The sequence below is a fragment of the Burkholderia sp. GbtcB21 genome (genome assembly GCF_019091065.1).
Taxonomy (GTDB): domain Bacteria; phylum Pseudomonadota; class Gammaproteobacteria; order Burkholderiales; family Burkholderiaceae; genus Burkholderia; species Burkholderia pyrrocinia_C.
The window spans coordinates 241,123-267,740 of the sequence record NZ_JAGXKA010000007.1; the positions used below are offsets into that span (position 1 = coordinate 241,123).

General features: G+C 67.5%; 27 protein-coding genes. 22 read left to right on the plus strand and 5 right to left on the minus strand.

The window, feature by feature from the left end; translation table 11 throughout:
* The first annotated feature begins 187 nt into the window (after positions 1-187).
* The 4 genes from KVT39_RS18510 to iaaH all read left to right on the plus strand — a co-directional run bounded on the left by KVT39_RS18510 (position 188) and on the right by iaaH (position 4,686).
* On the plus strand, positions 188-946 hold the full coding sequence (locus tag KVT39_RS18510) for a dimethylarginine dimethylaminohydrolase family protein (RefSeq protein ID WP_111020487.1): 759 nt from the start codon (positions 188-190) through the stop codon (positions 944-946).
* A 105-nt stretch (positions 947-1,051) separates the two neighbouring features.
* Positions 1,052-1,516 carry an Lrp/AsnC family transcriptional regulator gene (locus KVT39_RS18515; RefSeq protein ID WP_217589932.1) on the plus strand — a complete coding sequence of 155 codons (465 nt, stop codon included), beginning with the start codon at positions 1,052-1,054 and terminating at the stop codon, positions 1,514-1,516.
* 94 nt (positions 1,517-1,610) lie between these two features.
* A complete protein-coding gene (locus KVT39_RS18520; RefSeq protein WP_217589933.1) occupies positions 1,611-3,149 on the plus strand; it encodes an amino acid permease in 1,539 nt (512 codons plus the stop codon).
* A 115-nt stretch (positions 3,150-3,264) separates the two neighbouring features.
* The gene (iaaH, locus tag KVT39_RS18525; RefSeq protein ID WP_217589934.1) at positions 3,265-4,686 is read left to right on the plus strand and encodes an indoleacetamide hydrolase; all 1,422 of its coding nucleotides are present in this window, start codon (positions 3,265-3,267) and stop codon (positions 4,684-4,686) included.
* 10 nt (positions 4,687-4,696) lie between these two features.
* Here iaaH and KVT39_RS18530 read toward each other — a convergent pair whose 3' ends face one another.
* A complete protein-coding gene (locus KVT39_RS18530) occupies positions 4,697-5,602 on the minus strand; it encodes a LysR family transcriptional regulator (RefSeq protein ID WP_152855590.1) in 906 nt (301 codons plus the stop codon).
* A 138-nt stretch (positions 5,603-5,740) separates the two neighbouring features.
* Between KVT39_RS18530 and KVT39_RS18535 the strand changes: the two genes are divergently transcribed.
* The 5 genes from KVT39_RS18535 (at position 5,741) to KVT39_RS18555 (ending at position 11,234) form a co-directional block, all read left to right on the plus strand.
* The gene (locus KVT39_RS18535) at positions 5,741-7,123 is read left to right on the plus strand and encodes an MFS transporter (protein ID WP_217589935.1); all 1,383 of its coding nucleotides are present in this window, start codon (positions 5,741-5,743) and stop codon (positions 7,121-7,123) included.
* An 8-nt stretch (positions 7,124-7,131) separates the two neighbouring features.
* Positions 7,132-7,530, plus strand: a complete 399-nt coding sequence (locus tag KVT39_RS18540) for a DUF4440 domain-containing protein (protein WP_217589936.1) — start codon at positions 7,132-7,134, stop codon at positions 7,528-7,530.
* A 156-nt stretch (positions 7,531-7,686) separates the two neighbouring features.
* Positions 7,687-9,033, plus strand: a complete 1,347-nt coding sequence (locus KVT39_RS18545; RefSeq protein WP_217589937.1) for an aromatic ring-hydroxylating dioxygenase subunit alpha — start codon at positions 7,687-7,689, stop codon at positions 9,031-9,033.
* Complete coding sequence (locus KVT39_RS18550) at positions 9,011-9,493, plus strand: aromatic-ring-hydroxylating dioxygenase subunit beta (RefSeq protein ID WP_034180004.1); 483 nt, start codon at positions 9,011-9,013, stop codon at positions 9,491-9,493. The genes KVT39_RS18545 and KVT39_RS18550 overlap by 23 nt, the downstream gene beginning before the upstream one ends.
* 43 nt (positions 9,494-9,536) lie before the next feature.
* A complete protein-coding gene (locus tag KVT39_RS18555) occupies positions 9,537-11,234 on the plus strand; it encodes an NAD(P)/FAD-dependent oxidoreductase (protein WP_217589938.1) in 1,698 nt (565 codons plus the stop codon).
* Between the two features lie 12 nt (positions 11,235-11,246).
* Here KVT39_RS18555 and KVT39_RS18560 read toward each other — a convergent pair whose 3' ends face one another.
* Both KVT39_RS18560 and KVT39_RS18565 read right to left on the minus strand, forming a co-directional pair.
* Complete coding sequence (locus KVT39_RS18560; RefSeq protein ID WP_175748670.1) at positions 11,247-11,972, minus strand: glutathione S-transferase; 726 nt, start codon at positions 11,970-11,972, stop codon at positions 11,247-11,249.
* Positions 11,973-12,085: 113 nt separating this feature from the next.
* On the minus strand, positions 12,086-12,418 hold the full coding sequence (locus KVT39_RS18565) for a cupin domain-containing protein (protein ID WP_105393650.1): 333 nt from the start codon (positions 12,416-12,418) through the stop codon (positions 12,086-12,088).
* A 398-nt stretch (positions 12,419-12,816) separates the two neighbouring features.
* Here KVT39_RS18565 and KVT39_RS18570 point away from each other — a divergent pair, with 398 nt between their 5' ends.
* The 8 genes from KVT39_RS18570 (at position 12,817) to asd (ending at position 19,506) form a co-directional block, all read left to right on the plus strand.
* A complete protein-coding gene (locus KVT39_RS18570; protein ID WP_105393649.1) occupies positions 12,817-13,638 on the plus strand; it encodes a hypothetical protein in 822 nt (273 codons plus the stop codon).
* Between the two features lie 32 nt (positions 13,639-13,670).
* Positions 13,671-14,429 (plus strand): Tat pathway signal protein, encoded by a 759-nt coding sequence (locus KVT39_RS18575; RefSeq protein ID WP_217589977.1) that lies wholly within the window; start codon positions 13,671-13,673, stop codon positions 14,427-14,429.
* A gap of 233 nt (positions 14,430-14,662) precedes the next feature.
* On the plus strand, positions 14,663-16,072 hold the full coding sequence (gene leuC, locus KVT39_RS18580; protein ID WP_034179998.1) for a 3-isopropylmalate dehydratase large subunit: 1,410 nt from the start codon (positions 14,663-14,665) through the stop codon (positions 16,070-16,072).
* A gap of 3 nt (positions 16,073-16,075) precedes the next feature.
* Complete coding sequence (locus tag KVT39_RS18585; RefSeq protein ID WP_034179997.1) at positions 16,076-16,222, plus strand: entericidin A/B family lipoprotein; 147 nt, start codon at positions 16,076-16,078, stop codon at positions 16,220-16,222.
* Positions 16,223-16,290: 68 nt separating this feature from the next.
* Complete coding sequence (gene leuD, locus KVT39_RS18590; RefSeq protein ID WP_034179996.1) at positions 16,291-16,941, plus strand: 3-isopropylmalate dehydratase small subunit; 651 nt, start codon at positions 16,291-16,293, stop codon at positions 16,939-16,941.
* A gap of 77 nt (positions 16,942-17,018) precedes the next feature.
* Entirely contained in the window at positions 17,019-18,086 is a 1,068-nt protein-coding gene (gene leuB, locus KVT39_RS18595; protein WP_217589939.1) for a 3-isopropylmalate dehydrogenase, read from the plus strand.
* A 96-nt stretch (positions 18,087-18,182) separates the two neighbouring features.
* A complete protein-coding gene (locus KVT39_RS38035; RefSeq protein ID WP_021158720.1) occupies positions 18,183-18,302 on the plus strand; it encodes a hypothetical protein in 120 nt (39 codons plus the stop codon).
* Between the two features lie 82 nt (positions 18,303-18,384).
* Positions 18,385-19,506, plus strand: a complete 1,122-nt coding sequence (gene asd, locus KVT39_RS18605) for an aspartate-semialdehyde dehydrogenase (protein WP_034179994.1) — start codon at positions 18,385-18,387, stop codon at positions 19,504-19,506.
* A gap of 102 nt (positions 19,507-19,608) precedes the next feature.
* Here asd and flgE read toward each other — a convergent pair whose 3' ends face one another.
* Positions 19,609-20,853, minus strand: a complete 1,245-nt coding sequence (gene flgE / locus KVT39_RS18610; RefSeq protein ID WP_217589940.1) for a flagellar hook protein FlgE — start codon at positions 20,851-20,853, stop codon at positions 19,609-19,611.
* Positions 20,854-20,879: 26 nt separating this feature from the next.
* On the opposite strand from flgE, the gene KVT39_RS18615 reads away from it, so the two are divergent.
* Positions 20,880-21,077, plus strand: coding sequence for a hypothetical protein (locus KVT39_RS18615; protein WP_217589941.1), 198 nt, complete (start codon positions 20,880-20,882; stop codon positions 21,075-21,077).
* A gap of 182 nt (positions 21,078-21,259) precedes the next feature.
* Here KVT39_RS18615 and KVT39_RS18620 read toward each other — a convergent pair whose 3' ends face one another.
* Positions 21,260-21,475, minus strand: coding sequence for a hypothetical protein (locus KVT39_RS18620; RefSeq protein ID WP_217589942.1), 216 nt, complete (start codon positions 21,473-21,475; stop codon positions 21,260-21,262).
* Positions 21,476-21,764: 289 nt separating this feature from the next.
* Here KVT39_RS18620 and KVT39_RS18625 point away from each other — a divergent pair, with 289 nt between their 5' ends.
* The 4 genes from KVT39_RS18625 to trpB are packed head-to-tail and all read left to right on the plus strand — an operon-like array spanning position 21,765 to position 26,616.
* The gene (locus KVT39_RS18625; RefSeq protein WP_217589943.1) at positions 21,765-23,861 is read left to right on the plus strand and encodes a FimV/HubP family polar landmark protein; all 2,097 of its coding nucleotides are present in this window, start codon (positions 21,765-21,767) and stop codon (positions 23,859-23,861) included.
* A complete protein-coding gene (truA, locus tag KVT39_RS18630) occupies positions 23,861-24,673 on the plus strand; it encodes a tRNA pseudouridine(38-40) synthase TruA (RefSeq protein WP_217589944.1) in 813 nt (270 codons plus the stop codon). Before KVT39_RS18625 ends, truA begins: the two co-directional genes overlap by 1 nt.
* Positions 24,670-25,368, plus strand: a complete 699-nt coding sequence (locus KVT39_RS18635) for a phosphoribosylanthranilate isomerase (protein ID WP_217589945.1) — start codon at positions 24,670-24,672, stop codon at positions 25,366-25,368. The genes truA and KVT39_RS18635 overlap by 4 nt, the downstream gene beginning before the upstream one ends.
* A 54-nt stretch (positions 25,369-25,422) precedes the next feature.
* Positions 25,423-26,616, plus strand: a complete 1,194-nt coding sequence (gene trpB / locus KVT39_RS18640) for a tryptophan synthase subunit beta (protein WP_034179990.1) — start codon at positions 25,423-25,425, stop codon at positions 26,614-26,616.
* Positions 26,617-26,618: the final 2 nt, after the last annotated feature.

A 26,618-nucleotide genomic window follows, 5' to 3' on the forward strand; every position in this document is an offset into this window, starting at 1 on the left:
GGTCGTTCGCGATGCGGCGAACGGCCGTCTGCCGAATCCGCTGCGTGCCGCGCGCAATTCGACGCAATCGGCTGTCGGCGCAGCCGAAATCGACGCGAATTGCGCAATTTGGCTTCCGATAATGGTCCGGACACAATGCCGCTGCCCCGTGCGCCGCACGGGCGTGGCGATGACCAAGGAGGAGTCGATGCAATTCACGCAAGCGATCGTTCGCCGTCCCGCGCCGTCCTGTGGCGCGGGCCTGACCACCGCCGAACTCGGCGCACCCGACTACGACAAGACGCTCACGCAGTTCCACGCGTATTGCGACGCGCTGCGCACGCTTGGCGTCGAGCTGACCGAGCTGCCGCCGCTGGACGCATTCCCCGATTCGCATTTCGTCGAGGACGTGGCCGTCGTGACGCCGGAATTCGCGGTGATCACGCGTCCCGGCGCGCCCGCGCGGCGCGGCGAGACGGCGCACATCGAAGCGGCGCTCGCCGCGCATCGCGACCTGCTGCCGATGCAGGACGGCCGTCTCGACGGCGGCGACGTGATGCTGGTCGGCAAGCGCTTCTACATCGGCCTGACCGGCCGCACCGACGCCGAAGGCATTGCCGCGTTCGAAGCGCTCGTGTCGCGCTACGGCTATTCGGTCGTCGCGGTGCCGGTCGGCGCCGGCCTGCACCTGAAGTCGGTCGTCAACGCGCTCGGCGACGACACGCTGCTCGTGACCGAAGCGCTGGCCGCGCACCCGGCGTTCGCCGACTACCGCCGGATCGCGATTTCGGCCGCCGACGAATACGCGGGCAACACGCTGCGCGTGAACGGCACGCTGATCACGCCGGCCGGCTATCCGCGCGTGCACGATGCGATCGCGTCGCTCGGGCTGCCGCTGCACGTGATCGACACGAGCGAGTTCCGCAAGATGGACGGCGGCCTGACCTGCCTGTCGCTTCGGTTCTAGCCGATTGGCGATTGGTGTGCAGCCGCTTCGGCCGGATAATGTGGCCCCCGCGCGGACAAGGAGACGTTCCGCGCACCAGCCACGACCCGACCGGAGCGAACGCGGATGACCGACAAGAAGATGCAGCTCGACAAGATCGATCTCCGGATCCTCGACATCCTGCGCACCGACGGGCGGATTTCATACCGGAAGCTGTCGGAGCTCGTGAACCTCACGCCGCGGCCCTGCCAGGCGCGCGTGGAGCGGCTCGAGGCGCTCGGCGTGATCGAAGGCTACCGCGCGGTGATCAACCCGCCGCGCGCGACCAAGCCGATCGTCGTGATCGCGCAGATCGTGCTGGCCGATCACGGGCGTTCGCAGGCGCCGTTCGAGGATGAAATGCGGGCGAATCCGGCCGTACTCGATTGCTGGCTCGTCAGCGGCACGTTCGATTTTCTCGTGCGGCTCGCATGCGAGGATCTCGACGAGTACCGTCGGATCGCGAACGCGTGGCTGGAAAGCCCGCGGTACCGGATCGAGAAGATCGTGACGACGGCCGAACTGCAGGCGATCAAGCGCAGCGTCGTTTGACGCGGCCCGGGTAGGCCCGACCACGCAAGCCAGGCTTCAATGCGAATGACTGGCTCAATCGTTTTGCATTCCGAATAAAATCAGGATGAGCACTATGGATGCTTTGCAAGCGGCAGCGCAGACGGCCGCGCCGTCCGGGACGACGCTGAAGCGCCGTCTGCAGGGCCGCCACATCGCGATGATCGCGATCGGCGGCTCGATCGGCACGGGGCTGTTCGTCGCGTCGGGCGCGTCGGTCGCGCAGGCGGGGCCGGGCGGCGCGATCGCCGCGTATCTCGCGATCGGGATCATGGTCTACTTCGTCGTCACGGGGCTCGGCGAGATGGCGGCGCTGATGCCAGTGTCGGGCTCGTTCGCGATCTACGGCGAAAAGTACGTCGACGAAGGCTTCGGCGTCGCGCTCGGCTGGACCTACTGGTATAGCTGGGCCGTGACGATCGCGATCGAGCTGGTCGCTGCGCAGATCGTGATGCGCTACTGGTTTCCGGCCGTGCCGGGCGTATGGTGGGGCGCGACCTTCCTCGTGCTGATCTTCCTGCTGAATACGCTGTCGGTCCGTGGCTTCGGCGAATCGGAATACTGGTTCTCGCTGATCAAGGTCGTCACCGTGATCGCGTTCATCGCGGCCGGGCTGCTGATCGCGGCCGGCGTGCTAGGCAGCGGGCATCCGGTCGGCTGGCGCAACTTCACGACGGGCGACGCGCCGTTCGTCGGCGGCGTGCACGCGATGATGAGCGTCGCGCTGATCGCGGGCTTCTCGTTTCTCGGCACGGAACTGGTCGGGATCACGGCCGGCGAATCGGAAAACCCGCGCAAGACGATCCCGCGCGCGGTGAAGCAGATCTTCTGGCGGATCATGCTGTTCTACGTGCTCGCGATCTTCGTGATCGGCCTGCTCGTGCCGTACACGGATCCGAACCTGCTGAAGAGCGACGTGACCGACATCGGCGTGAGCCCGTTCACGCTGGTATTCGGCCACGCGGGCTTTCCGCTCGCGGCCGGCGCGATGAATCTCGTGATCCTGACGGCCGTGCTGTCGGCCGGCAATTCCGGCACCTACGCGGCGACGCGGATGCTGTACAACCTCGCATCGGAAGGCCGTGCGCCGGCGATGTTCGCGACGCTGTCGCCGGGCGGCGTGCCGCGCAACGCGCTGTACGCGACGATGGCCGTCGGCGGGCTGTGTTTCCTCACGTCGCTGACCAACAACCAGAGCATCTATCTGTGGCTGTTGAATACGGTGGGCATCACGGGTTTCATCGCGTGGCTCGGCATCGCGGTCTGCCATTACCGGTTCCGCAAGGGCTTCCTGAAGCAGGGCTACCGGCTCGATCAACTTCCGTATCGCGCCAGGTGGTTTCCGTTCGGGCCGCTGTTCGCGATCGCGATCTGCATCGTGATCTCGCTCGGGCAGGATTACCAGGCGTTCTTCGCGGCCCGCATCGACTGGATGGAAGTGCTGTCGATCTATGTGTGGATTCCGCTGTTCGTCGCGATCTGGTTCGCGTATCGCCGTGCACGCAAGAGCCGGCTCGTGCGCTACGAGGAGATGGACATCGGGCCGTGGCTGACGCGCTCGGTCGAGGCCGTCGACGCGGCTGCGGACCCGCGCGAGCGATCGCGCGGCGCGTAGTGCGCGGCGTGCGGCCGGCCGCACGCCGGGATACCATCGCGGTTCGCGCGGCGTGTCGCTCAGGGCCTGCGGCACGCCGCGTATTTCCCGATCGATTCCGCGTCCAGCACACAACATGACAACACAGCCGAACCGCGTTTCTTCCCAGTCACTTGCTTCCGGCGCCAGCGTGCGCGAGATAGCCGATGCGGTGCGCACGGCCGGACGGCGTGCCGTCGATGTCGCCGGCGACGCACTCGCGCGTCTCGCGGCGATCGCGCCGCTCAATGCGATGGTGCACGTCGATGCCGATCTCGCGCGCCGCACGGCCGAGCGTGTCGATGCGCGCGTCGCGCAAGGCGACGCGCTGCCGCTTGCCGGCGTGCCGTTCGTGATCAAGGACAACCTCGATACCGTCGCGATGCCGACGCTCGGCGCGAGCCCGGCGGTGAGCGGCTATCGTGCGGCGGAAGACGCGCTCACGGTGCGGCGCCTGCTCGACGCCGGCGCGGTGCCGCTGGGCAAGGCGAACATGCATGAACTCGCATTCGGCATCACGAGCGGCAACGGGCATTTCGGCGCGGTCGGCAATCCGCATGACCCGCGGCGCATCGCCGGCGGGTCGAGCGGCGGCACGGCGGCGGCCGTCGCGGCCGGCATCCCGTTCGGTCTCGGCACCGACACGGGCGGCTCGGTGCGGATTCCGGCGGCCTTCTGCGGCGTGTACGGGCTGCGGCCGTCCGCGCAGCGCTATTCGCCGCACGGCGTGCTGTCGCTGTCGCCGACGCGCGATACGGTCGGACCGATCGGCCAGGGCATCGACGACCTGCTGCTGCTCGACGCCGTGCTGACGCGCGACGACAGCACGGCCGTCGCGCCCGAATGGCACCGCCTGCGCATCGGCGTGCCCGGCGCGCCTTACTTCGACGCGCTCGACCCGGGCGTCGCGGCCTGCATCGAGCATGCGCTCGCGTCGTTCGCAGCGGCCGGTGCGACACTCGTGCCGCTGCCGGCGACGCCGCTGCACGAGGCGAGCGACGCATGCGGCTTTCCGATCGCCGCGTTCGAGGCGAACCGGTACTGGCGCCGTTTCGCGGCGGAACGCCTCGGCATCCCGTTCGAGAGGTTCGTCGAGCGGATCGCGAGCAACGACGTGCGCGACATCTTCCGGTCGTTCGTGTCCGCGCCGATCGATGCCGGCGCCTATGCGGAAGCGATCGTGTGCCGCCGGCATCTCGTGCACTGGTACGACGACGCATTCGGCACGCCGGTCGACTGCATCGCGATGCCGACGGTGCCGGGCGAGCCGCCGTCGCTCGACGACGTGGCCGCGATGACGGCCGGGCAGGGCGCGGCGCTGTTCGAGCACGTCGCGCGCCAGACGTCGCCGGCGACACTCGCCGGCGTGCCGTCCGTGTCGATCCCGGCCGGGCGTTCCGCGCAAACGGGGCTGCCGGTCGGACTGATGCTGGAAGGGCCGTGGGGCAGCGATCGCCGCCTGCTGGCGATCGCGCGCCGGATCGACGCGCGGCTGCGGGAGCACGCGACGGCCGCCTGAGCCGCCGCGCTCAGGCCAGGTAGGCCTTCATGAAGTCGACCCACGCGCGCACCTTCTGCGGCACGTGCGGGGTCGACGGGTACAGCGCGTAGACAGCCTGTGGCGGAAACCGGTAGTCGGGGAGCGCGTCGACCAGCGCACCGCTCGCGAGGTCGTCGCGCACGAGCCATTCGGGCAGCAGCGCGACGCCGCTGCCTTGTCGCGCGAGCACGCGCAGTACCGACGCGTTGTCGACGACCACGCGCGGCTTGGCGCCCGGTTGAAATGCGTGCGGGTTGCCGTCGCGATCCGCGAGCGTCCAGGTGGCGATCCGCTCGAGCCGCGTGTGGCCGAGCTGCGGCAGGCGCGCCAGCACGTCGGGCGAATCGATGCGCGACAGGCCGGCAGCGGCGAGCAGCGACGGGGCGATCACGGGCCGCACTTCGTAGGTCGCAAGGCACGCGCCCCGGTACGGCAGGTCCTGGAACTGTTCGAGGCGCCCGAGCCGGATCGCGACGTCGACGCGCTCGCGCACCAGATCGACCTGCGACGCATGCGTCTCGAGCCGCACGCGCAGCGCGGGATGGCGCTGCATGAATTCGTGCAGCGCCGGCGCGACGACCATCGTCCCGTACTCGACGGTCGACGTCACGCGCAGCACGCCGTGCATCCCGCCATGCTCGCTGCGGGCGTCGTCGATCGCGCTCTCGGCTTCCTCCAGCACGCGCAGGCAACGCGCATAAAAGCGCTCGCCCGCGTCGGTCAGCTCGACGCGCCGCGTCGTGCGCGTGAGCAGCGTGACGCCGAGCTCGGTTTCCAGCTGCTTGATGTTGAAGCTGACCGCGGCCCGGGCCTGATTCAACTGGGCGGCGGCGGCCGTAAACGACCCCGATTCCACGACGGCGCGGAAGACGGCGAAACGATCGAGACTCACCATGGCATGTCGGCTGCTCTGCGGAAAACCGACATGTTGCCCTGATTGTCAAAATTTTTCGACCAGTCTTGCCGGCCGGGCGGTCTTATCGACGCGTGCGGCGAACCTTACACTGCGGCGTTTCGTTCGTCTTCCGCCGTCATGACCGATCGCTCGAAAATTGCCGCTGTCTACCTGCTCGGGTTCGCGATCGACCTCGCCAACATGTTCGTCATCAATGCCGCGTATCCGACGATCCAGCGCGAGCTGCACGCATCGGTCGCCCAACTGGCGTGGATCGGCAACATGTACGTGCTCGGGCTGACCGTCGTGATCCCGCTCGGCACGTGGCTCGCGCGGCGTTTCGGCGAGCGCCGGCTGCTGATCGCGTCGCTGCTGCTGTTCGCGCTCGGCAGCCTCGGGGTCGGGCTGTCGGCGTCGATCGGCGCGCTGCTGGCGTGGCGGCTGATCCAGGGGCTCGGCGGCGGGCTGCTGATTCCGGTCGGGCAGACGATGGCTTATCGTGCGTATCCGCCCGATGCGCGCGCACACCTGACGTCGATCGTGATGATGGTTGCGCTGCTCGTGCCGGCGTTGTCGCCGGCGCTCGGCGGCGTGATCGTCGATCGCGCGTCGTGGCGCGCGATCTTCTTCGGCATGCTGCCGCTGGCCGCGGCCACCAGCGTGCTCGCGCTCGCGTGGCTGCCGCCCGACGACGCGAGCGAACGCCCGGCGGCGCTCGATGTGCGCGGCCTCGCGTTGAGCGCCGTGGCGCTCGTCGCGCTGCTGCTCGGCCTGACGTTCGCGGGGCAAGCGGGGGCGGCCCGCCAGGCGATCGCGCCGCTCGCGATCGCGCTCGTCGCCGCCGGCGCATACGTCGCGCATGCGCGACGCGCGGCCGCGCCGCTGCTCGACCTGAGCCTGGTCGCGCAGCCACTGCTGCGGATCGGCCTGATCGTCTATCTGTGCGTGCCGGGCGTGTTCACCGGTGTGAACCTGGTCGCGGCGCTGTATCTGCAGAACACGCTGGGGCTCAGCGCGACGCATACGGGCGCGCTGATGGTGCCGTGGGCGATCGCGTCGTTCGTCGCGATCGCGACGACGCGCCGCTGTTTCCCGAAGTGGGGTGCGAGGCCGCTGTTCATGTGCGGGATCGTGATCGACGGGATCGGCATCGCGCTGCTCGCGACCCCGCTCGCCGGTTTCGAGGCCGGGCGCGTGCTGGCTTTCGTCGCGATGGGGCTCGGCGCCAGCATGTGCACGAGCACGTCGCAAAGCGCGGCGTTCCTCGACGTGCCTGCCGCGCGGATGGGCGATGCGAGCGCGCTCTGGAACATCAACCGGCAGTTGAGCTTCTGTCTCGGCGTCGCGGTGCTGGGCAGCGCACTGAATTTCCTGCTGTCGATGCACGGCGACGACGCGCGGCTGCCGTACCAGCAGTGCTTCGGCCTGGCCGCGTTGCTGACGCTGCTGCCGCTGCCGTTCGTCGCGCGCGTCGCGGGGCGCCGCGCGCCTGCCGGGCAGCCGGTTTCCCAACGTTCGTGAGTGTCGAGATGAATTCGTCAAACCCGTATTTCCAGGAAGTCGTCGGCGCGCATGTCGACATCGAGCAATGGCTGTCCGGCAGCGCCGCACGCGAGGCCCTCGCGCCGCTGCTCGCGCGTTTTTCGCGGCGTTTCTCGATGATTTCGCTGCAGGGGCATGCGCTGGACTTCGCGGACATCGACGTCCTGTTCTCGCGCGGCTTCGGCGCGCGTCCCGGCCTGCGGATCGCGATCGACGAACTGCACGAAGTGAGCGCCTGGCAGGGCGGCGCGGCGATCGCCTATCGCGAGACGCAAGTCGACGGAGAGGGGCGGCGCAGCGTCCGCCGTTCGACCGTCGTGTTCGAGCGTGACGCGAGCGGCCGCATCGGCTGGCTGCGCCTGCACGAAACACCGGTGACGGGCTGACCGTCACCGTCACGCCAGCCGCCGGGTGCCCGGCGGCTGGCGCACGCTGCCCGAGCAGCACCCAAGACCAGAAACCTGAGAGATGACCATAAAAGCAATCGAATCCGCGCGCCGCGAGGGCGCGCGGCGGCAGCGCGTCCGCGGCCGGAGGTGTGCATGACGGCGCAACCGTTCAACGATGCGGTGGCGGCGCTCGTGCGCGAGACCGAGGTGCACAAGGATCTCTACCTGTCGCCGCGGATCTTCGAACTGGAGATGCGCCACCTGTTCGCGAACACGTGGGTCTATGTCGGCCACGTCAGCCAGATTCCGGATACCGGCGACTACGTGACGACGACCATCGGCGCCGAGCCGGTCGTGATGGTGCGCCACGTCGACGGATCGGTGCGCGTGCTGCACAACCGCTGTTCGCACAAGGGCACGCAGCTCGTGACCGATGCATGCGGCAACACGGGCACGTTCTTCCGTTGTCCGTACCACGCATGGTCGTACCGGACCGACGGCAGCCTCTATGCGATCCCGCTGCGGCGCGGCTACGAGAACACCGGCTTCGAATCGTGCGAGGCGAGCAAGGGCATGCAGGCGGTCGGCGCGACCCATGACCATCGCGGCTTCGTGTTCTGCCGCCTGAATCCGTCGGGTGTCGATTTCCACGACTATTTCGGCGATGCGCTGTCGTCGCTCGACAACCTGGTCGACCGCTCGCCGGAAGGGCGTGTCGAGGTCGCGGGCGGCGTGTTCCGGTACGTGCACGCGTGCAACTGGAAGATGCTGGTCGAGAACCAGACCGACACCTGCCATCCGATGGTCGCGCACGAGTCGTCGGCCGGCACGGCCGTGCGCGTGTGGGAGCGCGACGGCGCGGAAGGTGCGAAGCCGATGGCGGTCGAGCTGCTGGAGCCGTTCATCCAGCCGCATGCGTTCTTCGAGCAGATGGGGCTGCGCGTGTGGCCCAACGGGCACGGCCACACCGGCACGGCCGATTCGATCCATGCGCGCTATACGCCGATTCCCGGGTATCACGAGAAGATGGTGGCGGCCTACGGCGAAGCGCGTGCGGCGCGCATTCTCGGCGAGGTTCGTCACAACACGGTGCTGTTTCCGAACGCGATGGTGAAGGGGCCGATCCAGATCCTGCGCGTGTTCAAGCCGCTCGCGGCCGACTGCACGCTGGTGGAGTCGTGGTCGTTCCGCCTCGTCGGCGCGCCCGATTCGCTGTTCGAGCGCACGCTTGCGTACAACCGGCTGATCAACGCGCCGACGTCGATCGTCGCGCACGACGATCTCGAGATGTACGAACGCGCGCAGCGCGGCCTCGCGACGCAGTCGCGCGACTGGGTGCACGTGGGACGGCTGTTCGATCCGCAGGAGTTCGCGCAGCCGACGTCGGAAACGAACGGCACCAGCGAGCAGCAGATCCGCAACCAGTTCCGTGCGTGGCTGCGCTACATCGCGCCCGCAGCGACGAAGGAGGCGGCCGATGCGCACCTTTCCGCACGATGAACTCGCCGCGTTCGTCTACCGCGAGGCGCGCCTGCTCGACGAGCGGCGCTACGACGACTGGCTTGCGCTCTACGCGGACGACGCGCGCTACTGGATGCCGCTGTCGCCGGACCAGCCCGACACCGGGCTGCACGGCGCGCTGATGGACGAGGACCGGCTGCTGCTGCGCATCCGCATCGAACGCCTGGCCGGCCGCCGCACGTTTTCGCAGCAGCCGGCGAGCCGCGGCCACCATCTGCTGCAGCAGCCGCAGGTCGAGCGTGCCGACCGCGAGCGCGGCGTGTACGTACTGCGCACGCCATTCCATTACGTCGAAGCGCGGCGCGACGAGCAGACCCTGTTCGCCGGCTGGTACACGCATGAACTCGCGGTGCGCGACGACGCGTTGCGCATCCGCGTGAAGCGCGTCGACCTCGTCAATGCCGACGCACCGCTCGGCAGCATCCACCTGCCCGTATGAGCGCGGGCTCGCGCATCCGGCTTCCACCTTTGATCCCGATTCCATGAACGCCCCTGAACGCCTGCCGCACACGCTACCGTACATCGACACGCTGTACGACTATGGCGCTTTCCTGTCCCGCACCGGCGGCCGTCTCGGCACGCTGCCGGCCGAAGGCGCGCACGATGCACGGATCGCGATCGTCGGCGCGGGCGTCGGCGGCCTCGTCGCGGCGTGCGAACTGCTGCGTGCGGGTGCCCGGCAGGTCGTCGTGTTCGAGGCGAATCGTGCGCGCGTCGGCGGCCGCCTGCTGACCCAGTCGATCAATCCCGATCATCCGCATCTGCTCGCCGAAATGGGTGCGATGCGCTTTCCGCCGTCGCAGGCCGCGCTTTACCACTACCTCGACCGGTTCGGCGTCGACAGCGCATCCGCGTTTCCCGACCCGGGCATCGTCGATACCGAGATCCACTACCAGGGCCACGCGTATCGCTGGCCGGCCGGCGATGCACCGCCCGCACTGTTCGAGCGCGTCGACCGCGGCTGGCGCGCGTTCATTCGCGACGGCGTGCGGCTCGACGACGGCACGCTGCTGCCCGCGCCGGCCGAACTGACGGCACTGCTGCGCGCGCATCGCTACGACGACGCGCGGCGCGGCTGGCAGCAGTACATCGACCGGTTCGGCGACGAGTCGTTCTATTCGGCGATCGTGAAGATCTTCACGGGCGCAACGCCGCCCGGCGGCGTGCGCTGGCGCAGGGGCGAGGACCTGCGCCTGTTCGGCACGCTCGGCATCGGATCGGGCGGCTTCCAGCCGGTCTATCGCGCGTCGTTCCTCGAAATCCTGCGGATCGTCGTCAACGAGCTCGAGGTCGACCAGCGGCTGATCCCGGCCGGCATCTTCGCGCTCGCGCAGGGGCTGCTGGACGACGGCGCCGACGGCGCGCACGTGCGCGACTGCATCGTTTACGCGGCCGTGCGCGGCGTGACGAAGCAGCCCGACGGCACGTTTGCGCTCGCGCTCGACGACGGATCGACGCGCGTGTTCGACCGCGTGATCGTCGCGACGACGACGCGCGCGATGCAGGTCGGCATGGGCATGACGGGCATCGCGAACCTGTTCGCGCCGGACGTCGTCCGCGCGATCAACGAGACGCACATGGTCAGTTCGTCGAAGCTTTTCGTGCTGACCCGCGACAAGTTCTGGCTCAAGCACGGGCTGCCGCACAACATCCAGACCGATACGCTCGCGCGCGGCATCTACTGCCTCGACTACGCGCCCGACGATCCCGACGCGCATGGCGTCGTGCTGATCAGCTACACGTGGGAGGACGATTCGCACAAGATCCTGTCGCTCACCGACAAGATCGAGCGTTTCAAGCGGCTCGTTGCCGAGATCGGCGTCGTGTCGCCGGCGTTTGCCGCACACCTGCGCCCGCTCGACGACGACTACGCGCGCAACGTCACGAGCCACGACTGGCTGTCGGACCGCTACGCGCTGGGCGCGTTCAAGCTGAACTATCCGGGTGAGGACATCCACTCGCAGGCGCTGTTCTACCAGTTCCAGACGGCGGCCGATCCGTCGACCGACCGCGGGATCTATCTGGCCGGCTGCTGCTGTTCGTTCACGGGCGGCTGGATCGAGGGCGCGGTGCAGACCGCGATCAACGCGGCGAGCGCGGTGATCCGCAGCCTCGGCGGCACGCTCGCCGACGGCAATCCGCTCGATGCGATGCGCAGCCGCTATCGGTACGGCGACTGATGCGGCACGCCGCTATTGGTCCAGCTCCGGATAGTGCCGGAAGATCCCCATGTCGTTGAACGGGATGCGGCGCTCCGAGTCGAGATAACGCGCGACGGGCGGATGCCGCGCGACGCGGTCGTGCAGTGCGACGAGCGCCGCGACCTTCCGCTCGGCGCGCTTCATCGCCTTCGGAAACGCGTAGCGCAGCCCGTCGATCAACTGGAACATCGACAGGTCCGCATAGCTGAGCGCGCTGCCGGCGATATAACCGCTCTTGTGCGGATTCTGTTCGAGCACGCGATCGAAATAGCCGAGGAATTTCGGTAGCCGATTCTCGAGGAAATCGGCCGCGCGCTCGGCCGCTTCCGCTTTCTGGTCCTCGTAGTACAGGCCGCTTGCGATCGGATGATGCGTGTCGTGGATCTCGGTGACGAAATCGGCGACGGTCAGCTGGAGCTGGTGCACCCACAGCCGGCCGGCCTCGTCGTCGGGCGCGAGCCCGAGCCGCGCACCGAGGAACAGCAGGATATTTGCGGTCTGCCCGACGACCACGTCGCCGGCCTTCAGGAACGGCGGCGCGAACGGCACGCATTCCGCTTTCGTGCTGTCCATCATGCGCATCATCGCCGACACGCCCATGCCGCGCCCCGATTCGCGCGCGACGTCGACATAGTCGGCTTCGGCCGCCTCGAGCGCGAGCCGCACATATTCGCCGCGACCCTGGATCTCGGGCCAGTAATAGAGTTCGTATCGCATGCTGTTCTCCTGTCCAGTTGAACCGGATGCTTGAGCTATCGTGATGACCGGGCGGCCGTGCGCGGTCCGCCGCGAATTGACAGTCCAGGCAATCGCAAGAAAAGTGCTGCGCGTCATGCGCCGCGGTTGCCGCGTTCGCCGCCTTCGGGGCCGTAGAAGAACACCCAGGTCGAGAAGTCGTCGGAGAAACCGACGAAGCGGTGCTCCGCGTGCGCAGGGACGAACAGCGCGTCACCGGCTGCGACGTCGCATTCGCGTCCGTCGACGACGAAGCGCGACGTGCCGGTGGCGATCACGTAAACCTCGTCGCGCGTATGCGGCTTCTGCTTGTCCTCGATGCGCGGCCGGTACAGCTCGACGTCGAGCGTGCCGTGCTGAAACAGCGTCGTGAACAGCGTGCCTTCTTCGTCGAGGCGAGCAAGCGATTCGTTCAGGCCGAGCTTCATCGTGGTGGGCTCCGGGTCGGATCGTGGGGGCGTGCGTTGCGCCATCGTAACGCGAAATCCGGAGATCACCGTGCAGTGCGCGACCATGCGCGCGAATCGCATGCTCGCCACCGGTGAAACGGCGGCTGCGTTCGCTCGCCACGGATGAAACGCACTCGTCCATCGATGAAACGGCTTGGCAATCGCCTGCATTTGATCGACAGGTTCACCGCAATTTAATAAACGCCCACTACGATCCAGCATCGTCGATCGACAGAGTGCAGCGATCCGATCCGCGCGTCGATCCCGTCGCCCGTCTCCCAGCCGCGCGACGTGCCCGATTGTCATTCTCCCCTGAACCCGCGATTTGCAACGCCGCGACGAGCCGCCGGCGTTGTTCGCATCGCTTCGTATCTCTTATGAATCTGAACCCGTCGGCTGCTTCACGCAGAAAATTTCTTGCCGCCGCACCCGCCGTCGCGGCAGCACCGCTGCTGAGCGCATGCGGTGGCGACGACGTCACATCGGCGCCCATCACCGATAGCGCACTTGCCGCGCAGATGTCCGCGAAGCTGAACGCGCAGCTCGGCGATGCGGCGACGGTCAATGCAATCATGCCGGCACTGACCGATGTCGGCTTCACGTGGGATCTGCCGACGGTGCCGGCCGCGCAGGTCGGCGCGATCGTCGCATACAGCTTCGGCAACCGTCCGAACGCGGCGAGCGGCAACACGTCGAGCACGGGCGGCAACCAGTCCGCGCTGCCCGATCCGGGGCCGGTCAACGAAGCGCTCGCGGACGCCGTGTACCGCATCCGCCAGTTGAAACCCGTCAAGGTCTACGCGCAGTGGGAAATCGCGCGCTTTCTCGTGTCGAAATACGGGATGGGCGCCGACGTGCTGTCGTCGATCGAACCGGTGATCGCGAGCGACGGCACGATCGTGTACCTGAGCACGGCAGGCGTCGCCGCCGTGGCCGTGTCGCGCGCGGGCGGCGCGGCCGCGATGGGCAGCGTCGCGGTGGTCGGCCATCGCGATCACGCGAAGCGCTGCATCCAGACCTCGCAGCAGGCGGGCATGAAGGCGGCTGCCGTTGCCGAGGTGCCGCTCCCGACGCTCTACGACCCTCAATCGGGCCAGCCATGGACGCGCAACCGCAGCCTGTATCTCGTGCACGACATGTATGCGCAGATGCTTGGCCGCGCGATGACCGCCACGACGCAGGCCTTCCCGAAAGGCTGACGATTCCCGCTTTCCACACGATTTCGATGACCATGACGACCCGCCGCCATTTCCTGGCTTCCACTTCCGTACTCGCCGCATCGTGCGCGGCCGCCGCGCCCGTGTTCGCAAGCGACGCACCGGCATCCGATGCCGAACTGCAGCGCCAGATGCTCGGCAAGCTGACGAACGAACTGAACGATCGCGCGACCGCCGCCGACGAGACGGGTTACCTGTTCGACACGTTTTTCTCATGGGCGCCGCCCACCGTCGCGGCGGCCGGCATCAATGCGATCGCCGCGTTCAGCTTCGGCAGTCGCGCCGCGGCATCCGGTGCCGCGCCGGTGCCGGGCCCGGTGAACGAGGCGATTGCCGACGCCGTGTTCGCGCTCCGGCAGAAGGTCGCCGTGCCGGTCTTCGCGCAGCAGGAAGTCGCGAGCGTGCTCGCGTCGAAATACGGGCTGACGGCCGGCGTGACGTCGATCGCGACGCCAGCGGCGGTCGCCGGCAGCCCGATACCGACGCCCGCCGGCGTCGCCGCCGCGATCGTCAAACAGGCCGGCTCGGCCGCGGCGCTCGGCAAGGTCGCGGTCGTCACGCACGCGGATCAGGCGTCGATCGCCGTGCGCGTGTCGAATGCGGCGGGGATGCAGGCGGCGGTGCCGGCCGGGCTGGTGCTGCCGGTCGCCTACGACACGTCCGCGCAGCAGCCGGCGATGCGCCGCCGCGATCTCTACCTGATGAGCAACGCCGGCATGCAGCTTGCGATGCTGCGGCTCGACCTGATCAACCGCGAATATCCGAACGGCTGAGGCCGCCGGGTTCCGGCCCGTCGCGCCCGGTCCGGGCGACGCGATCCGCGATCGCGGTCATCCGGACCCGGCGTGCCCCATTTGCCGGGTAATGCCGATACAGGTATTGGCACTACCAGCCAAACCACTGTTTTTAATGGGTTTTTTCGCGTCCGGCCTGCGCCGCGACGCGTTCTGCGTGGCATAATCGACCGCATCCGCAAGGCTTGTAGTCACAACGACCCCGCATACCCATGGCACAGACTCTCTACGACAAACTGTGGAATACCCACGTCGTCCACACCGAGGATGACGGCACGACCTTGCTGTACATCGACCGTCAGCTGCTGCATGAAGTCACGAGCCCGCAGGCGTTCGAAGGGCTGAAGATGACGCAGCGTCCGGTGTGGCGCATCAGCGCGAACCTGGCCGTGTCGGATCACAACGTGCCGACGACGGACCGCAGCCACGGCATCGCCGATCCCGTCTCGAAGCTGCAGGTCGACACGCTCGACTCGAACTGCGATGCATTCGGCATCACGCAGTTCAAGATGAACGACGTGCGCCAGGGCATCGTCCACATCATCGGGCCGGAGCAGGGTGCGACGCTGCCGGGCATGACGATCGTGTGCGGCGATTCGCATACGTCGACGCACGGCGCGTTCGGCGCGCTCGCGCACGGCATCGGCACGTCGGAAGTCGAGCACGTGCTGGCGACGCAGACGCTGCTGCAGAAGAAGAGCAAGAACATGCTCGTGAAGGTCGAGGGCGCACTGCCGCGCGGCTGTACCGCGAAGGACATCGTGCTCGCGATCATCGGCAAGATCGGCACGGCCGGCGGCACGGGCTACGCGATCGAATTCGGCGGCTCGACCATTCGCGCGCTGACGATGGAAGGCCGCATGACGGTCTGCAACATGGCGATCGAGGCCGGCGCGCGCGCGGGCATGGTCGCGGTGGACGACACGACGATCGATTACCTGAAGGGCCGTCCGTTCGTGCCGACCGGCGCGGAATGGGATCAGGCCGTCGAATACTGGCGCCAGTTCAAGTCGGACGAAGGCGCGCAGTTCGACCGCGTCGTCGAGCTGAACGCAGCCGAGATCGTCCCGCAGGTCACGTGGGGCACGTCGCCGGAAATGGTCACGTCGATCGACGGCCGCGTGCCCGATCCCGAGCGCGAGAAGGATCCGGTCAAGCGCGACGCGATGGAGCGTGCGCTGGCCTACATGGCGCTCGAGCCGAACACGCCGATCGAATCGATCAAGGTCGACAAGATCTTCATCGGCTCGTGCACGAACGCTCGGATCGAGGACATCCGCGCGGCCGCGTATGTCGTGAAGAAGCTGAACCGTCGCATCGCGTCGAACGTGCGGCTCGCGATGGTCGTGCCGGGCTCGGGCCTCGTGAAGGCGCAGGCCGAACGCGAAGGGCTCGACAAGGTGTTCACCGACGCCGGTTTCGAATGGCGCGAGCCGGGCTGCTCGATGTGCCTCGCGATGAACGCCGACCGGCTCGATCCGGGCGAGCGTTGCGCGTCGACGTCGAACCGCAACTTCGAAGGCCGGCAGGGCGCGGGCGGTCGCACGCACCTCGTGAGCCCCGCGATGGCGGCGGCCGCGGCGATCGAAGGCCATTTCGTCGACATTCGCAAGCTGGGGTGACGCGTGACGGCATCGAAGATCATTGCGCGGCTGGTTGCCGCGCTGGCGCTCGCGGGGCTGGGCTTCGGCCTCGCGGGCTGCAATACCGTCCAGGGCTTCGGGCAGGACGTCAACGCCGCCGGCAACGCGCTGAAGCGCGCCGCGGAGTGACGTTTCCCGCCGAGAATTTGTCGATGTGCGCCGGCTGAACGCCGGCCCTCCAACCGGATAGACGGATCATGGAAAAATTCACAGTACATACCGGCGTCGTGGCGCCGCTCGATCGCGAGAACGTCGACACCGACGCGATCATCCCGAAGCAGTTCCTGAAGTCGATCAAGCGCACGGGCTTCGGTCCGAACGCGTTCGACGAGTGGCGTTACCTCGATCACGGCGAGCCGGGCCAGGACAACTCGAAGCGTCCGCTGAATCCCGATTTCGTGCTGAACCAGCCGCGCTACCAGGGCGCATCGGTGCTGGTCGCGCGCAAGAACTTCGGCTGCGGCAGCTCGCGCGAGCACGCGCCGTGGGCGCTGCAGCAGTACGGTTTCCGCGCGATCATCGCGCCGAGCTTCGCGGACATCTTCTTCAACAACTGCTACAAGAACGGCCTGCTGCCGATCGTGCTGACCGAGCAGCAGGTCGATCACGTGTTCAACGACACGTACGCGTTCAACGGCTACCAGCTGACGATCGACCTCGACGCGCAGGTCGTGCGCACGGGCGACGGCCGCGAGTATCCGTTCGAGATCGCCGCGTTCCGCAAGTACTGCCTGCTGAACGGCTTCGACGACATCGGCCTCACGCTGCGCCATGCGGACAAGATCCGCCAGTTCGAAGCCGAGCGGCTCGTGAAGCAGCCGTGGCTCAACACCAAGCTGGTCGGCTGATAGATCGCCTTCGAGGCGGGCGCGCTATCCGCGCGTTCGCCGGCCTGCTCCATAACCTACCCAGTCAGGAATAACGCATGAAGATTGCAGTGCTGCCCGGCGACGGCATCGGTCCGGAAATCGTCAACGAAGCGGTCAAGGTGCTGAACGCACTCGACGAGAAGTTCGAACTCGAGCACGCGCCGGTCGGCGGCGCGGGCTACGAGGCGAGCGGCCATCCGCTGCCCGACGCGACGCTGAAGCTCGCGAAGGAAGCCGACGCGATCCTGTTCGGCGCCGTAGGCGACTGGAAGTACGACTCGCTCGAGCGCGCGCTGCGCCCCGAGCAGGCGATCCTCGGGCTGCGCAAGCATCTCGAGCTGTTCGCGAACTTCCGTCCGGCGATCTGCTATCCGCAGCTCGTCGATGCTTCGCCGCTCAAGCCCGAGCTCGTCGCGGGCCTCGACATCCTGATCGTGCGCGAACTGAACGGAGACATCTACTTCGGCCAGCCGCGCGGCGTGCGTGCCGCACCGGACGGCCCGTTCGCCGGCGAGCGCGAAGGCTTCGACACGATGCGCTACTCGGAACCGGAAGTGCGCCGCATCGCGCACGTCGCGTTCCAGGCGGCACGCAAGCGCGCGAAGAAGCTGCTGTCGGTCGACAAGTCGAACGTGCTCGAAACGTCGCAGTTCTGGCGCGACATCATGATCGACGTGTCGAAGGAATACGCGGACGTCGAGCTGTCGCACATGTACGTCGACAACGCGGCGATGCAGCTCGCGAAGGCGCCGAAGCAGTTCGACGTGATCGTCACGGGCAACATGTTCGGCGACATCCTGTCGGATGAAGCGTCGATGCTGACGGGCTCGATCGGCATGCTGCCGTCGGCGTCGCTCGACAAGAACAACAAGGGCCTGTACGAACCGTCGCACGGTTCGGCACCGGACATCGCGGGCAAGGGCATTGCGAACCCGCTCGCGACGATCCTGTCGGCCGCGATGCTGCTGCGCTACTCGCTGAATCGCGCGGAGCAGGCCGATCGCGTCGAGCGCGCGGTGAAAACGGTGCTCGAACAGGGCTACCGCACGGGCGACATCGCGACGCCGGGCTGCAAGCAGGTCGGTACGGCGGCGATGGGCGACGCGGTGGTCGCGGCGCTGTAAGCAGGCAGTAAAGGGTGCGAACGCGGCCGGTAAAAACGGCGGGTTCGCACCGGGTTGGCCGTTGTGCGGCCGAATAGGTTTGTGTAGACTCGAACGATGGCGCAAATTTCCCTGATCTCCCCGGTCTTGAAACTCCACGGCAACATTGCCCGTGCGGGTGCGCGCGCCATCGTCATCACGAAAACCATTACCACGAAAACGATCATTAAACGCTGATCGTCCGTCGTGCCCGCCTTTTTCCCCGCGCGGTCACAGCGGGGACGGAAATGGCGGGGAAGCTCCATTCAAAGGGTTAGTCATGAACGTAGGTCTCGTAGGTTGGCGCGGCATGGTCGGCAGCGTCCTGATGCAGCGCATGCAGGAAGAGGGCGATTTCGACCTGATCGAACCGGTGTTTTTCAGCACCAGCAACACGGGCGGCAAGGCGCCGTCGTTCGCGAAAAACGAGACTACGCTCAAGGACGCGACCAACGTCGACGAGCTGAAGAAGTGCGACGTGATCATCACGTGCCAGGGCGGCGACTACACGAACGACGTGTTCCCGAAGCTGCGCGCGGCCGGCTGGAACGGCTACTGGATCGATGCGGCATCGTCGCTGCGGATGAACGACGACGCGGTCATCATCCTCGATCCGGTCAACCTCGACGTGATCAAGGATGCGCTCGTCAAGGGCACGAAGAACTTCGTCGGCGGCAACTGCACGGTCAGCCTGATGCTGATGGCGCTCGGCGGCCTGTTCCGCGAGAACCTCGTCGACTGGATGACGGCGATGACCTACCAGGCCGCCTCGGGCGCGGGCGCGCAGAACATGCGCGAGCTGCTGTCGCAGATGGGCACGCTGAACGGCGCGGTGCAGGAACAGCTCGCCGATCCGGCTTCCGCGATTCTCGACATCGACCGCCGCGTGCTGGCCGCGATGAACAGCGACGCGATGCCGACCAGCAACTTCGGCGTGCCGCTCGCCGGCTCGCTGATCCCGTGGATCGACAAGGATCTCGGCAACGGGATGTCGAAGGAAGAGTGGAAGGGCGGCGCGGAAACCAACAAGATCCTCGGCAAGCCGGCGATGGGCGAGCCGGGTTCGATCCCGGTCGACGGCCTGTGCGTGCGGATCGGCGCAATGCGCTGCCACTCGCAGGCGCTGACGATCAAGCTGAACAAGGATGTGCCGCTCGACGAGATCAACGGCATCCTCGCATCGGCGAACGACTGGGTGAAGGTCGTGCCGAACGAGCGTGAAGCATCGATGCGCGACCTGTCGCCGGCGAAGATCACCGGCACGCTGACGGTGCCGGTCGGCCGCCTGCGCAAGCTCGCGATGGGCGGCGAATACCTGTCGGCATTCACGGTCGGCGATCAGCTGCTGTGGGGCGCGGCCGAGCCGCTGCGCCGCATGCTGCGCATCCTGCTCGACAAGTAAGCCCGTTTGCGTGCCCGGCCCGCGGGCCGGGCTGCACAAGATGACGCGCCGCGTCGGCCTTGACGATGTCAAGGCTGGCGCGGCGCGTTTTTCATGCGCGGATCAGCGCAGGTTCAGCAGCGTCTGGTCGACCGTCTGCTGGGTCTTGATCGTCTGCGCGTTGGCCTGGTAATTGCGCTGCGCGGTGATCAGGTTCACGAGCTCCGTCGTCAGATTGACGTTCGAGTTCTCCAGCGCGCTGCCCTGCAGCGTGCCGTGGTTCGTGCTGCCCGGCGCGGAGATCTGCGGCACGCCCGACGCAGAGGTCTCCGCATACTGGTTGCCGCCGATGTTCACGAGCCCGTTCGGGTTGTTGAAGTTCGCGAGCGCGATCAGGCCGAGCACCGCGCTCTGGCCGTTCGAGTAGTTGCCGGTCAGCTTGCCGTCGGCGCCGATCGAGAACGTCGTCAGCGTGCCGCTCGCGAAACCGTCCTGCGCGAGGTTGTTCACGCCATCCTTCCCGCCATACTGTGTCGTGCCGGTCAGGTCGAGCGTCAGGTTCTGCGGGTTGGCGCCGCCCGTCGTGTTGGGGATCGAGAACGCGAACTGACCGAGGCTCGGCGTGGGCAGGCCGGTGGCGGCCGACGTCGTCGAGCTGATCCGGCCCGACGCATCGAACGTGACGGTGCCGAGATTCGTCGGCGTCTGGCCCTGTACGCCCGCATAGGCCTGCCAGGTGCCGGCGGCGCTTTTCGCGAAATACATCGTGACCTGCTGCGAGCCGCCGAGCGTGTCGTAGACCTGGATCGACGAATTGTAGTTGTATGTCGTGTTGTCGCTCGCGTTGAACGGCGTCTTGGCCGGCACCTTGTCCTGCGAGTTCAGGTTGAACTGGCCGGTGATCTTGCTCGTCGCCTGCGGCGCGATGTTGCTGGTCGGCGCCTGCAGCGGCACGGTCTGCGCGGTGTTGATCACGCCGCCCGCGCCTGCCGCATAACCCATCAGGTTGCGGCCTTGCGAGTCGACGATGGCGCCGGTCTTGTCGCGGTGGAACGTGCCGTCGCGCGAGTACGTCGTCGCGCCGTTGCTCGACATCTGGAAGAAGCCGTTGCCGTTGATCGCGATGTCCAGCGACGAGTGGGTCGTATTGATCGTGCCCTGGCCGAATTGCTGCTGCACCGACGCGAGCCTCGTGCCGATGCCGATCTGCGTATTGACCGACGTCGCGACCGAATTCGCATACATGTCGGAGAAGTTCGCGCGGCCCTGCTTGAAGCCGGTCGTGTTTGCGTTCGCGATGTTGTTGCCGATCACGTCGAGATTGCTCGACGCGCCGGCCAACCCGCTCAAACCCTGCTGATAGCCCATGTTCGATCCCCGTAACGAGCTGGTGAGTGAATGCAGTCTTGCAACTGCGCGATGACCCTCTGGCGCCTCACGGCGTCAACCCGGCCGATCGCAGTCCCGCCTTTCCGGCATGTGCGAACGCGATGGCCGGATTGCGCCGATTCCTGTTTGAAGTCGATCGTAGCGACAGCAATTATTTGATCTGTGTAATTTTGTGTAATGTAATTGAATTGTTGTCGGGATGATCGCTTTTGTATGAGTAATGGTTTGTGCTGTCAGGTATGTAAGCCTTGTGGGGCGGGGATTTGGCGGGAGGGATGTTCAATTCGACGATAAGAGGTGGGAATTGCCTTCTTATCGTTCAATTGAAATTGATTTGAGTGAGATTGGCGGGGCAGCGGGTTTTATTTGAAATGTTGGCTGTTAATCAATTAACGGCAGGTAATGCGAATTGTTGAGCGAACGCGCCCGATTCTCCGGTCGTGGTTCGGCGCCGGAACGGGCCGGCGGAAACATGGAAGCGCCGAATCGCTTGCGCGGTCGTTCCTGCATCGCATCGTTTGGCGCGAGTAGAGGAAGCGGCGCGGCGTAAAGCCTTGCCATTCGTTCCGGATGAGATGTTGTCGCAAGGATTCTCATCCATTGATGCCTATCCTTTCGATCGATCCGGCGTGCCGGCTGCAGTGTGCGAACCGGTGCGGCAGCCCGACGCGATCGCTGCGTGCGCCGCGACGCGCGAGCGCGGCCGGTTGCACCCGCAGCCGATGAATTCGGCCCGAACGCGAGCACGTGAAGTAAACTACGCGGTTACGACGCACAGACCCGCCGAAAGCGTCGCGTTCCGCGCGACGCTTTTGCATTTCTGCGGCAACTTTATTGACGCTTCCAACCGTGAATCCGAGCCGCGCCCGCGCGCGGCGATAGAGCCTACGATGTCCCGAATTTCCTTGTTTCCGCGTCAGTCCCGTCTGTCGCGCGCCGTGCGTGGCGCGCTGGCGATCCTGGCGCTCGGCGCAGCCGCGTCGGCCTGGGCGGCCGGCACTGGCGAACTGCCGGCGTCTGCTGCCGGCGCCGCCGCGCCGCTTACCGTGACGGTCCAGCCGGGCCAGTCGCTGAACGACATCGCGAAAGCGGCGACGCAATCGCACGATCCCGGCGTGCTCGCGCGTGCCGGTCGCGCGCTGTTCGACGCCAATCCGCAGGCGTTCATGAAGCGCGACGCGAGCCGCCTGAAAGTCGGCGCGACGCTGACCGTGCCCGCGCTCGACGCAACGGGCGCGGCGCTTGCGCCGGCTGGCGCATCCGGTGCATCCGGTGCGGCGGCTGCCTCCGCGCCCGTCGCTGCGTCGGGCGGTGCGGCGCTCGCGCAGCCCGGTGCGTCCGCGCCGCATCCGGGGTCGGCCGTGCAATCCGCGCCGGTGGCGCCGGCCGTGCATGCGGCGCCGGTGAGCGGTGCGAGTGTCGCGACGGCAGCAGGGGCGTCGGCTTCGGTCGGCGCTTCGGTCGCGCACGGCGCTTCGGCTGTCGAAAACATGCAGCCGGCGGCGCCTGCTGCCGGCGCCAGCGGCCCGCATGTGTGGAGCGGCGCGATCCAGTCGGCACCGTCGTCCGCGAGCGAGGCCGCTGCCCAGCCTGCGCCGGGCAGCCAGGTTTCGGGCACGAACGAACCGGCTGGTGCGGCATCCGCCACGGGGGCATCGCAGCCGCGGCCGTCGAGCCTGCAGCAACTGCTGGCATTGAAGAACCGCGTGCTGATGGAGTTGCAGAAGCACGGCATCGGCAAGCCGGCCGCGACGAACAACGTCGCGCCTGCGCCGGCGCCTGCCGCGCCGCGTCCGGCCGCGAACGATGCGGGTGCACCGTCTGCCGCATCGCCAGCAGCTGAAGCGGCGTCCGGCGTGGCCGCCAGCGCTGCGCCGCCGGTATCGGCGCCCGCGCAGCCGGTCGCACCCGTGACGGCGCCTGCGCGCGCTGCGGATCAGATGGACTGGCGTCCGGTCGCAGCGGCCGGCGCGGCCGTGATCGTCCTCGCGGCCGGGTTCGCGTGGCGCAGGCGCCGGAAGGGTCGGCACACGGACGCTGCGGACACGACGGCTGCAGCCGCTGCAGCGGGCGGTGCCGAGGCTGCCGAAGCAGAAGCGGCGCCGTCCGTCGAACGTGAACTGCCGATCCTGCCCGAGATGCCGGTTGCCCGCGACGCGGCTGCCGACATGAATCTCGCCGCGGCGACTGCCGCAGCGGCGGAGACGGTCGCGCCGCCCGAGGTGGATGCATCGCCGGCGCCCGAAGTAACGAAGCCGCATGACGGCCAGCCTGAATTGCCGCCTGCGCCTGCCCACGCCGCAGTACCGCCGGAGAACGATGCGACTTCGGCCCCGGTCCCGGCCCCGCACGACGCAGAACCGGTAGAACAGGCGGCCGCCGACAAGCCTGCCGAGACACTCGCCGAGCCTTCGGCGACCGAAACGCAGCATGCGGCGCTGATGCAGAACGCGATCAGTGCGCTCAGCAGCCTCGATATGCCGCTGCCGCCGCGCACGCAGGACGATCCGTCGCTGACGGCGGACGAGTCGGCCGCACGAGCAGGGCAGTCCGACGCCGATAAAATTGCAACTAACGGTCAATCCGCGTCGCACCCGCCAATTGGCTCGAACGATCCGGCCCCGGAACACCCGGCCGACCAGGACGACGAGTTCGAATGGGATCCGGACGCGACGACACCGGCCGACCACGTGGGCAGCCCGTCCGCGACGTCGTCGCTGCCGCCGCTCGGCGGCGCGCAGTTCGGCGCGCTGAAGCTCGATTTCGACCTCGACCTGCCGTCCGCGCCGGGCGCCGCGCTGCCTGCGCTGACGCCGGACGAACTCGCGCGTATCGCACGCAACAAGCTCGACCTCGCGGCCGAGTACGTCGAACTGGGCGACCTGTCCGGCGCGCGGACGCTGCTGCAGGAAGTGGTCGACGCGAACGACGCCGCGACGCGCGACGATGCGCGTGCGCTGCTCGCGAAACTCGCGGACGAGGCGTGATGCGGATCGCGCTGGGCATTCAGTACGACGGCGCGGCATTTTGCGGCTGGCAGGCGCAGCCGCACGGCAAGACCGTGCAGAACGCACTCGAGCATGCGCTGGCCGAGTTCGCGCGGGTGCCGCTGCATACGACGGTGGCCGGGCGGACCGACACCGGCGTGCACGGGCTCGGGCAGGTCGTGCACTTCGACACGGATCTCGACCGCGAGGCATTCTCGTGGGTGCGCGGCACCAACGCGTTCCTGCCGTCGACCGTGTCGGTGCAATGGGCGAAGCCGATGCCGGAGACGTTCCACGCGCGTTTCTCGGCGTTCGAGCGCACCTATTACTACGTGCTGTACGTGCACCCCGTGCGCTCGCCGATGCTGGCCGGACGCGCGGGCTGGATCCATACGCCGCTCGACGACGACGCGATGCGCGCCGCCGCCGCGCACCTGATCGGCGAGCACGATTTCTCGTCGTTCCGGTCGTCGGAATGCCAGTCGAAGACGCCGGTCAAACACCTGTACCAGATCGACGTGCGGCGCGCGGGCCATTTCATCCATTTCCGCTTCCGCGCCAACGCGTTCCTGCACCACATGGTGCGCAACCTGATGGGCTGCCTCGTCGCGGTCGGTCGTGGCCGCTATCCGGCCGACTGGGTCGCCGACGTGCTGGCAGGGCGCGACCGCAACCTCGCGGCGCCCACGTTCATGGCCGACGGGCTGTATCTCGCCCACGTCGGCTACCCGGCGGAATTCGCCGTCCCGCCCGCGCAGCTCGGCGGCGTGCCGTGGAGCAGCGTCTGGGCCGATCTGGACCCGCAATCATGACGGATCACGCCGTGTCTCCTTCGACTTCCGCCGCCGGCCTGCCGCCGCGCACGCGCATCAAGCTGTGCGGGCTGTCGCGCCCCGAGGACGTGCTGCACGCAGCGGCGCTCGGCGCCGATGCGATCGGCCTCGTGTTCTACCCGAAGAGCCCGCGCGCGGTGACGCTCGCGCAGGCGGCCGAGCTCGCGCGTCTCGCGCCGCCGTTCGTGTCGGTGGTCGGGCTGTTCGTGAATGCGACCGCAGCCGAGATCGAAGCCGTCGTGCGCGACGTGCCGCTCACGCTGCTGCAGTTCCATGGCGACGAGACGCCGGAGCAATGCGACGCGCTCGGCCGCGCGGCACACCTGCCGTGGTTGCGCGCAGTGCGCGTCGGGCCCTCGACGCAGCCGTCCGATTTGGTAGAATCGGCTCTTCATTATTCGAAAGCGCGCGGCCTCCTGTTCGACACCCTGGTGCCGGACTACGGCGGTAGCGGCAAGGTCTTCGATTGGTCTCTTATTCCCGCAGAGCTCGCGCATCGGGCCGTTTTGAGTGGTGGCTTGAGCGCGCAAAACGTCGGTGATGCGATCCGCCAGTTGCGCCCGTTTGCTGTCGATGTCTCGAGTGGCATCGAAGTGGAGGGCGCGAAGGGCGTGAAGGATCACGCCCGGATGGCGGCGTTCGTACGCGCGGTGCGCGAAGCGGACGCCGGGTGATGCAAGCCGGTGCGGCCCCGAAAGCGGGCGCATCGACCGATCGAGAGAGACACCATGTACAACCTTCCTGATGCTCGCGGCCACTTCGGCCCGTACGGCGGCACGTTCGTCGCCGAGACGCTGATTCACGCGCTGGACGAACTGCGCGCGGCGTATGAAAAATTCCAGCACGATCCCGACTTCGTCGCCGAATTCGAGCGCGAGCTGAAGCATTTCGTCGGCCGTCCGTCGCCGATCTACCACGCGCAGCGCTGGAGCGAGACGCTCGGCGGCGCGCAGATCTACCTGAAGCGCGAGGACCTGAACCACACGGGCGCGCACAAGATCAACAACGTGATCGGCCAGGCGCTGCTCGCGAAGCGCATGGGCAAGAAGCGCGTGATCGCCGAGACGGGCGCCGGCCAGCACGGCGTCGCGACCGCGACGATCTGCGCGCGCTTCGGGATGGAGTGCGTCGTCTACATGGGTTCCGAGGACGTGCGCCGGCAGGCCGCCAACGTCTACCGGATGAAGCTGCTCGGTGCGACGGTCGTGCCGGTCGAGTCGGGTTCGCGCACGCTGAAGGACGCGCTGAACGAAGCGATGCGCGACTGGGTCACGAACATCGAGAGCACGTTCTATATCATCGGCACGGTCGCGGGCCCGCACCCGTACCCGATGATGGTGCGCGACTTCCAGCGTGTGATCGGCGACGAGTGCAAGGTGCAGATGCCCGAGCTCGCGGGCCGGCAGCCCGACGCGGTGATCGCTTGCGTCGGCGGCGGCTCGAACGCGATGGGCATCTTCTATCCGTATATCGACGATGCGTCGGTGCAGCTGATCGGCGTCGAAGCGGCCGGCGACGGGCTCGACACCGGCCATCACGCGGCATCGCTGATCGCCGGCAGCCCGGGCGTGCTGCACGGCAACCGCACGTACCTGCTGCAGGACGACAACGGCCAGATCATCGAGACGCATTCGGTGTCGGCGGGCCTCGACTATCCGGGCGTCGGCCCCGAGCATGCATGGCTGAAGGACAGCGGCCGCGCGCAGTACGTCGGGATCACCGACGAGGAAGCGCTGAAGGCGTTCCACGACTGCTGCCGGATCGAGGGGATCATTCCCGCGCTCGAGTCGAGCCACGCGATCGCGTATGGCGTGAAGCTCGCGCCGACGTTGCCGAAGGACAAGATCCTGCTCGTCAACCTGTCGGGCCGCGGCGACAAGGACATGCACACGGTCGCCGAGCGATCGGGCATCGAGCTCTGACC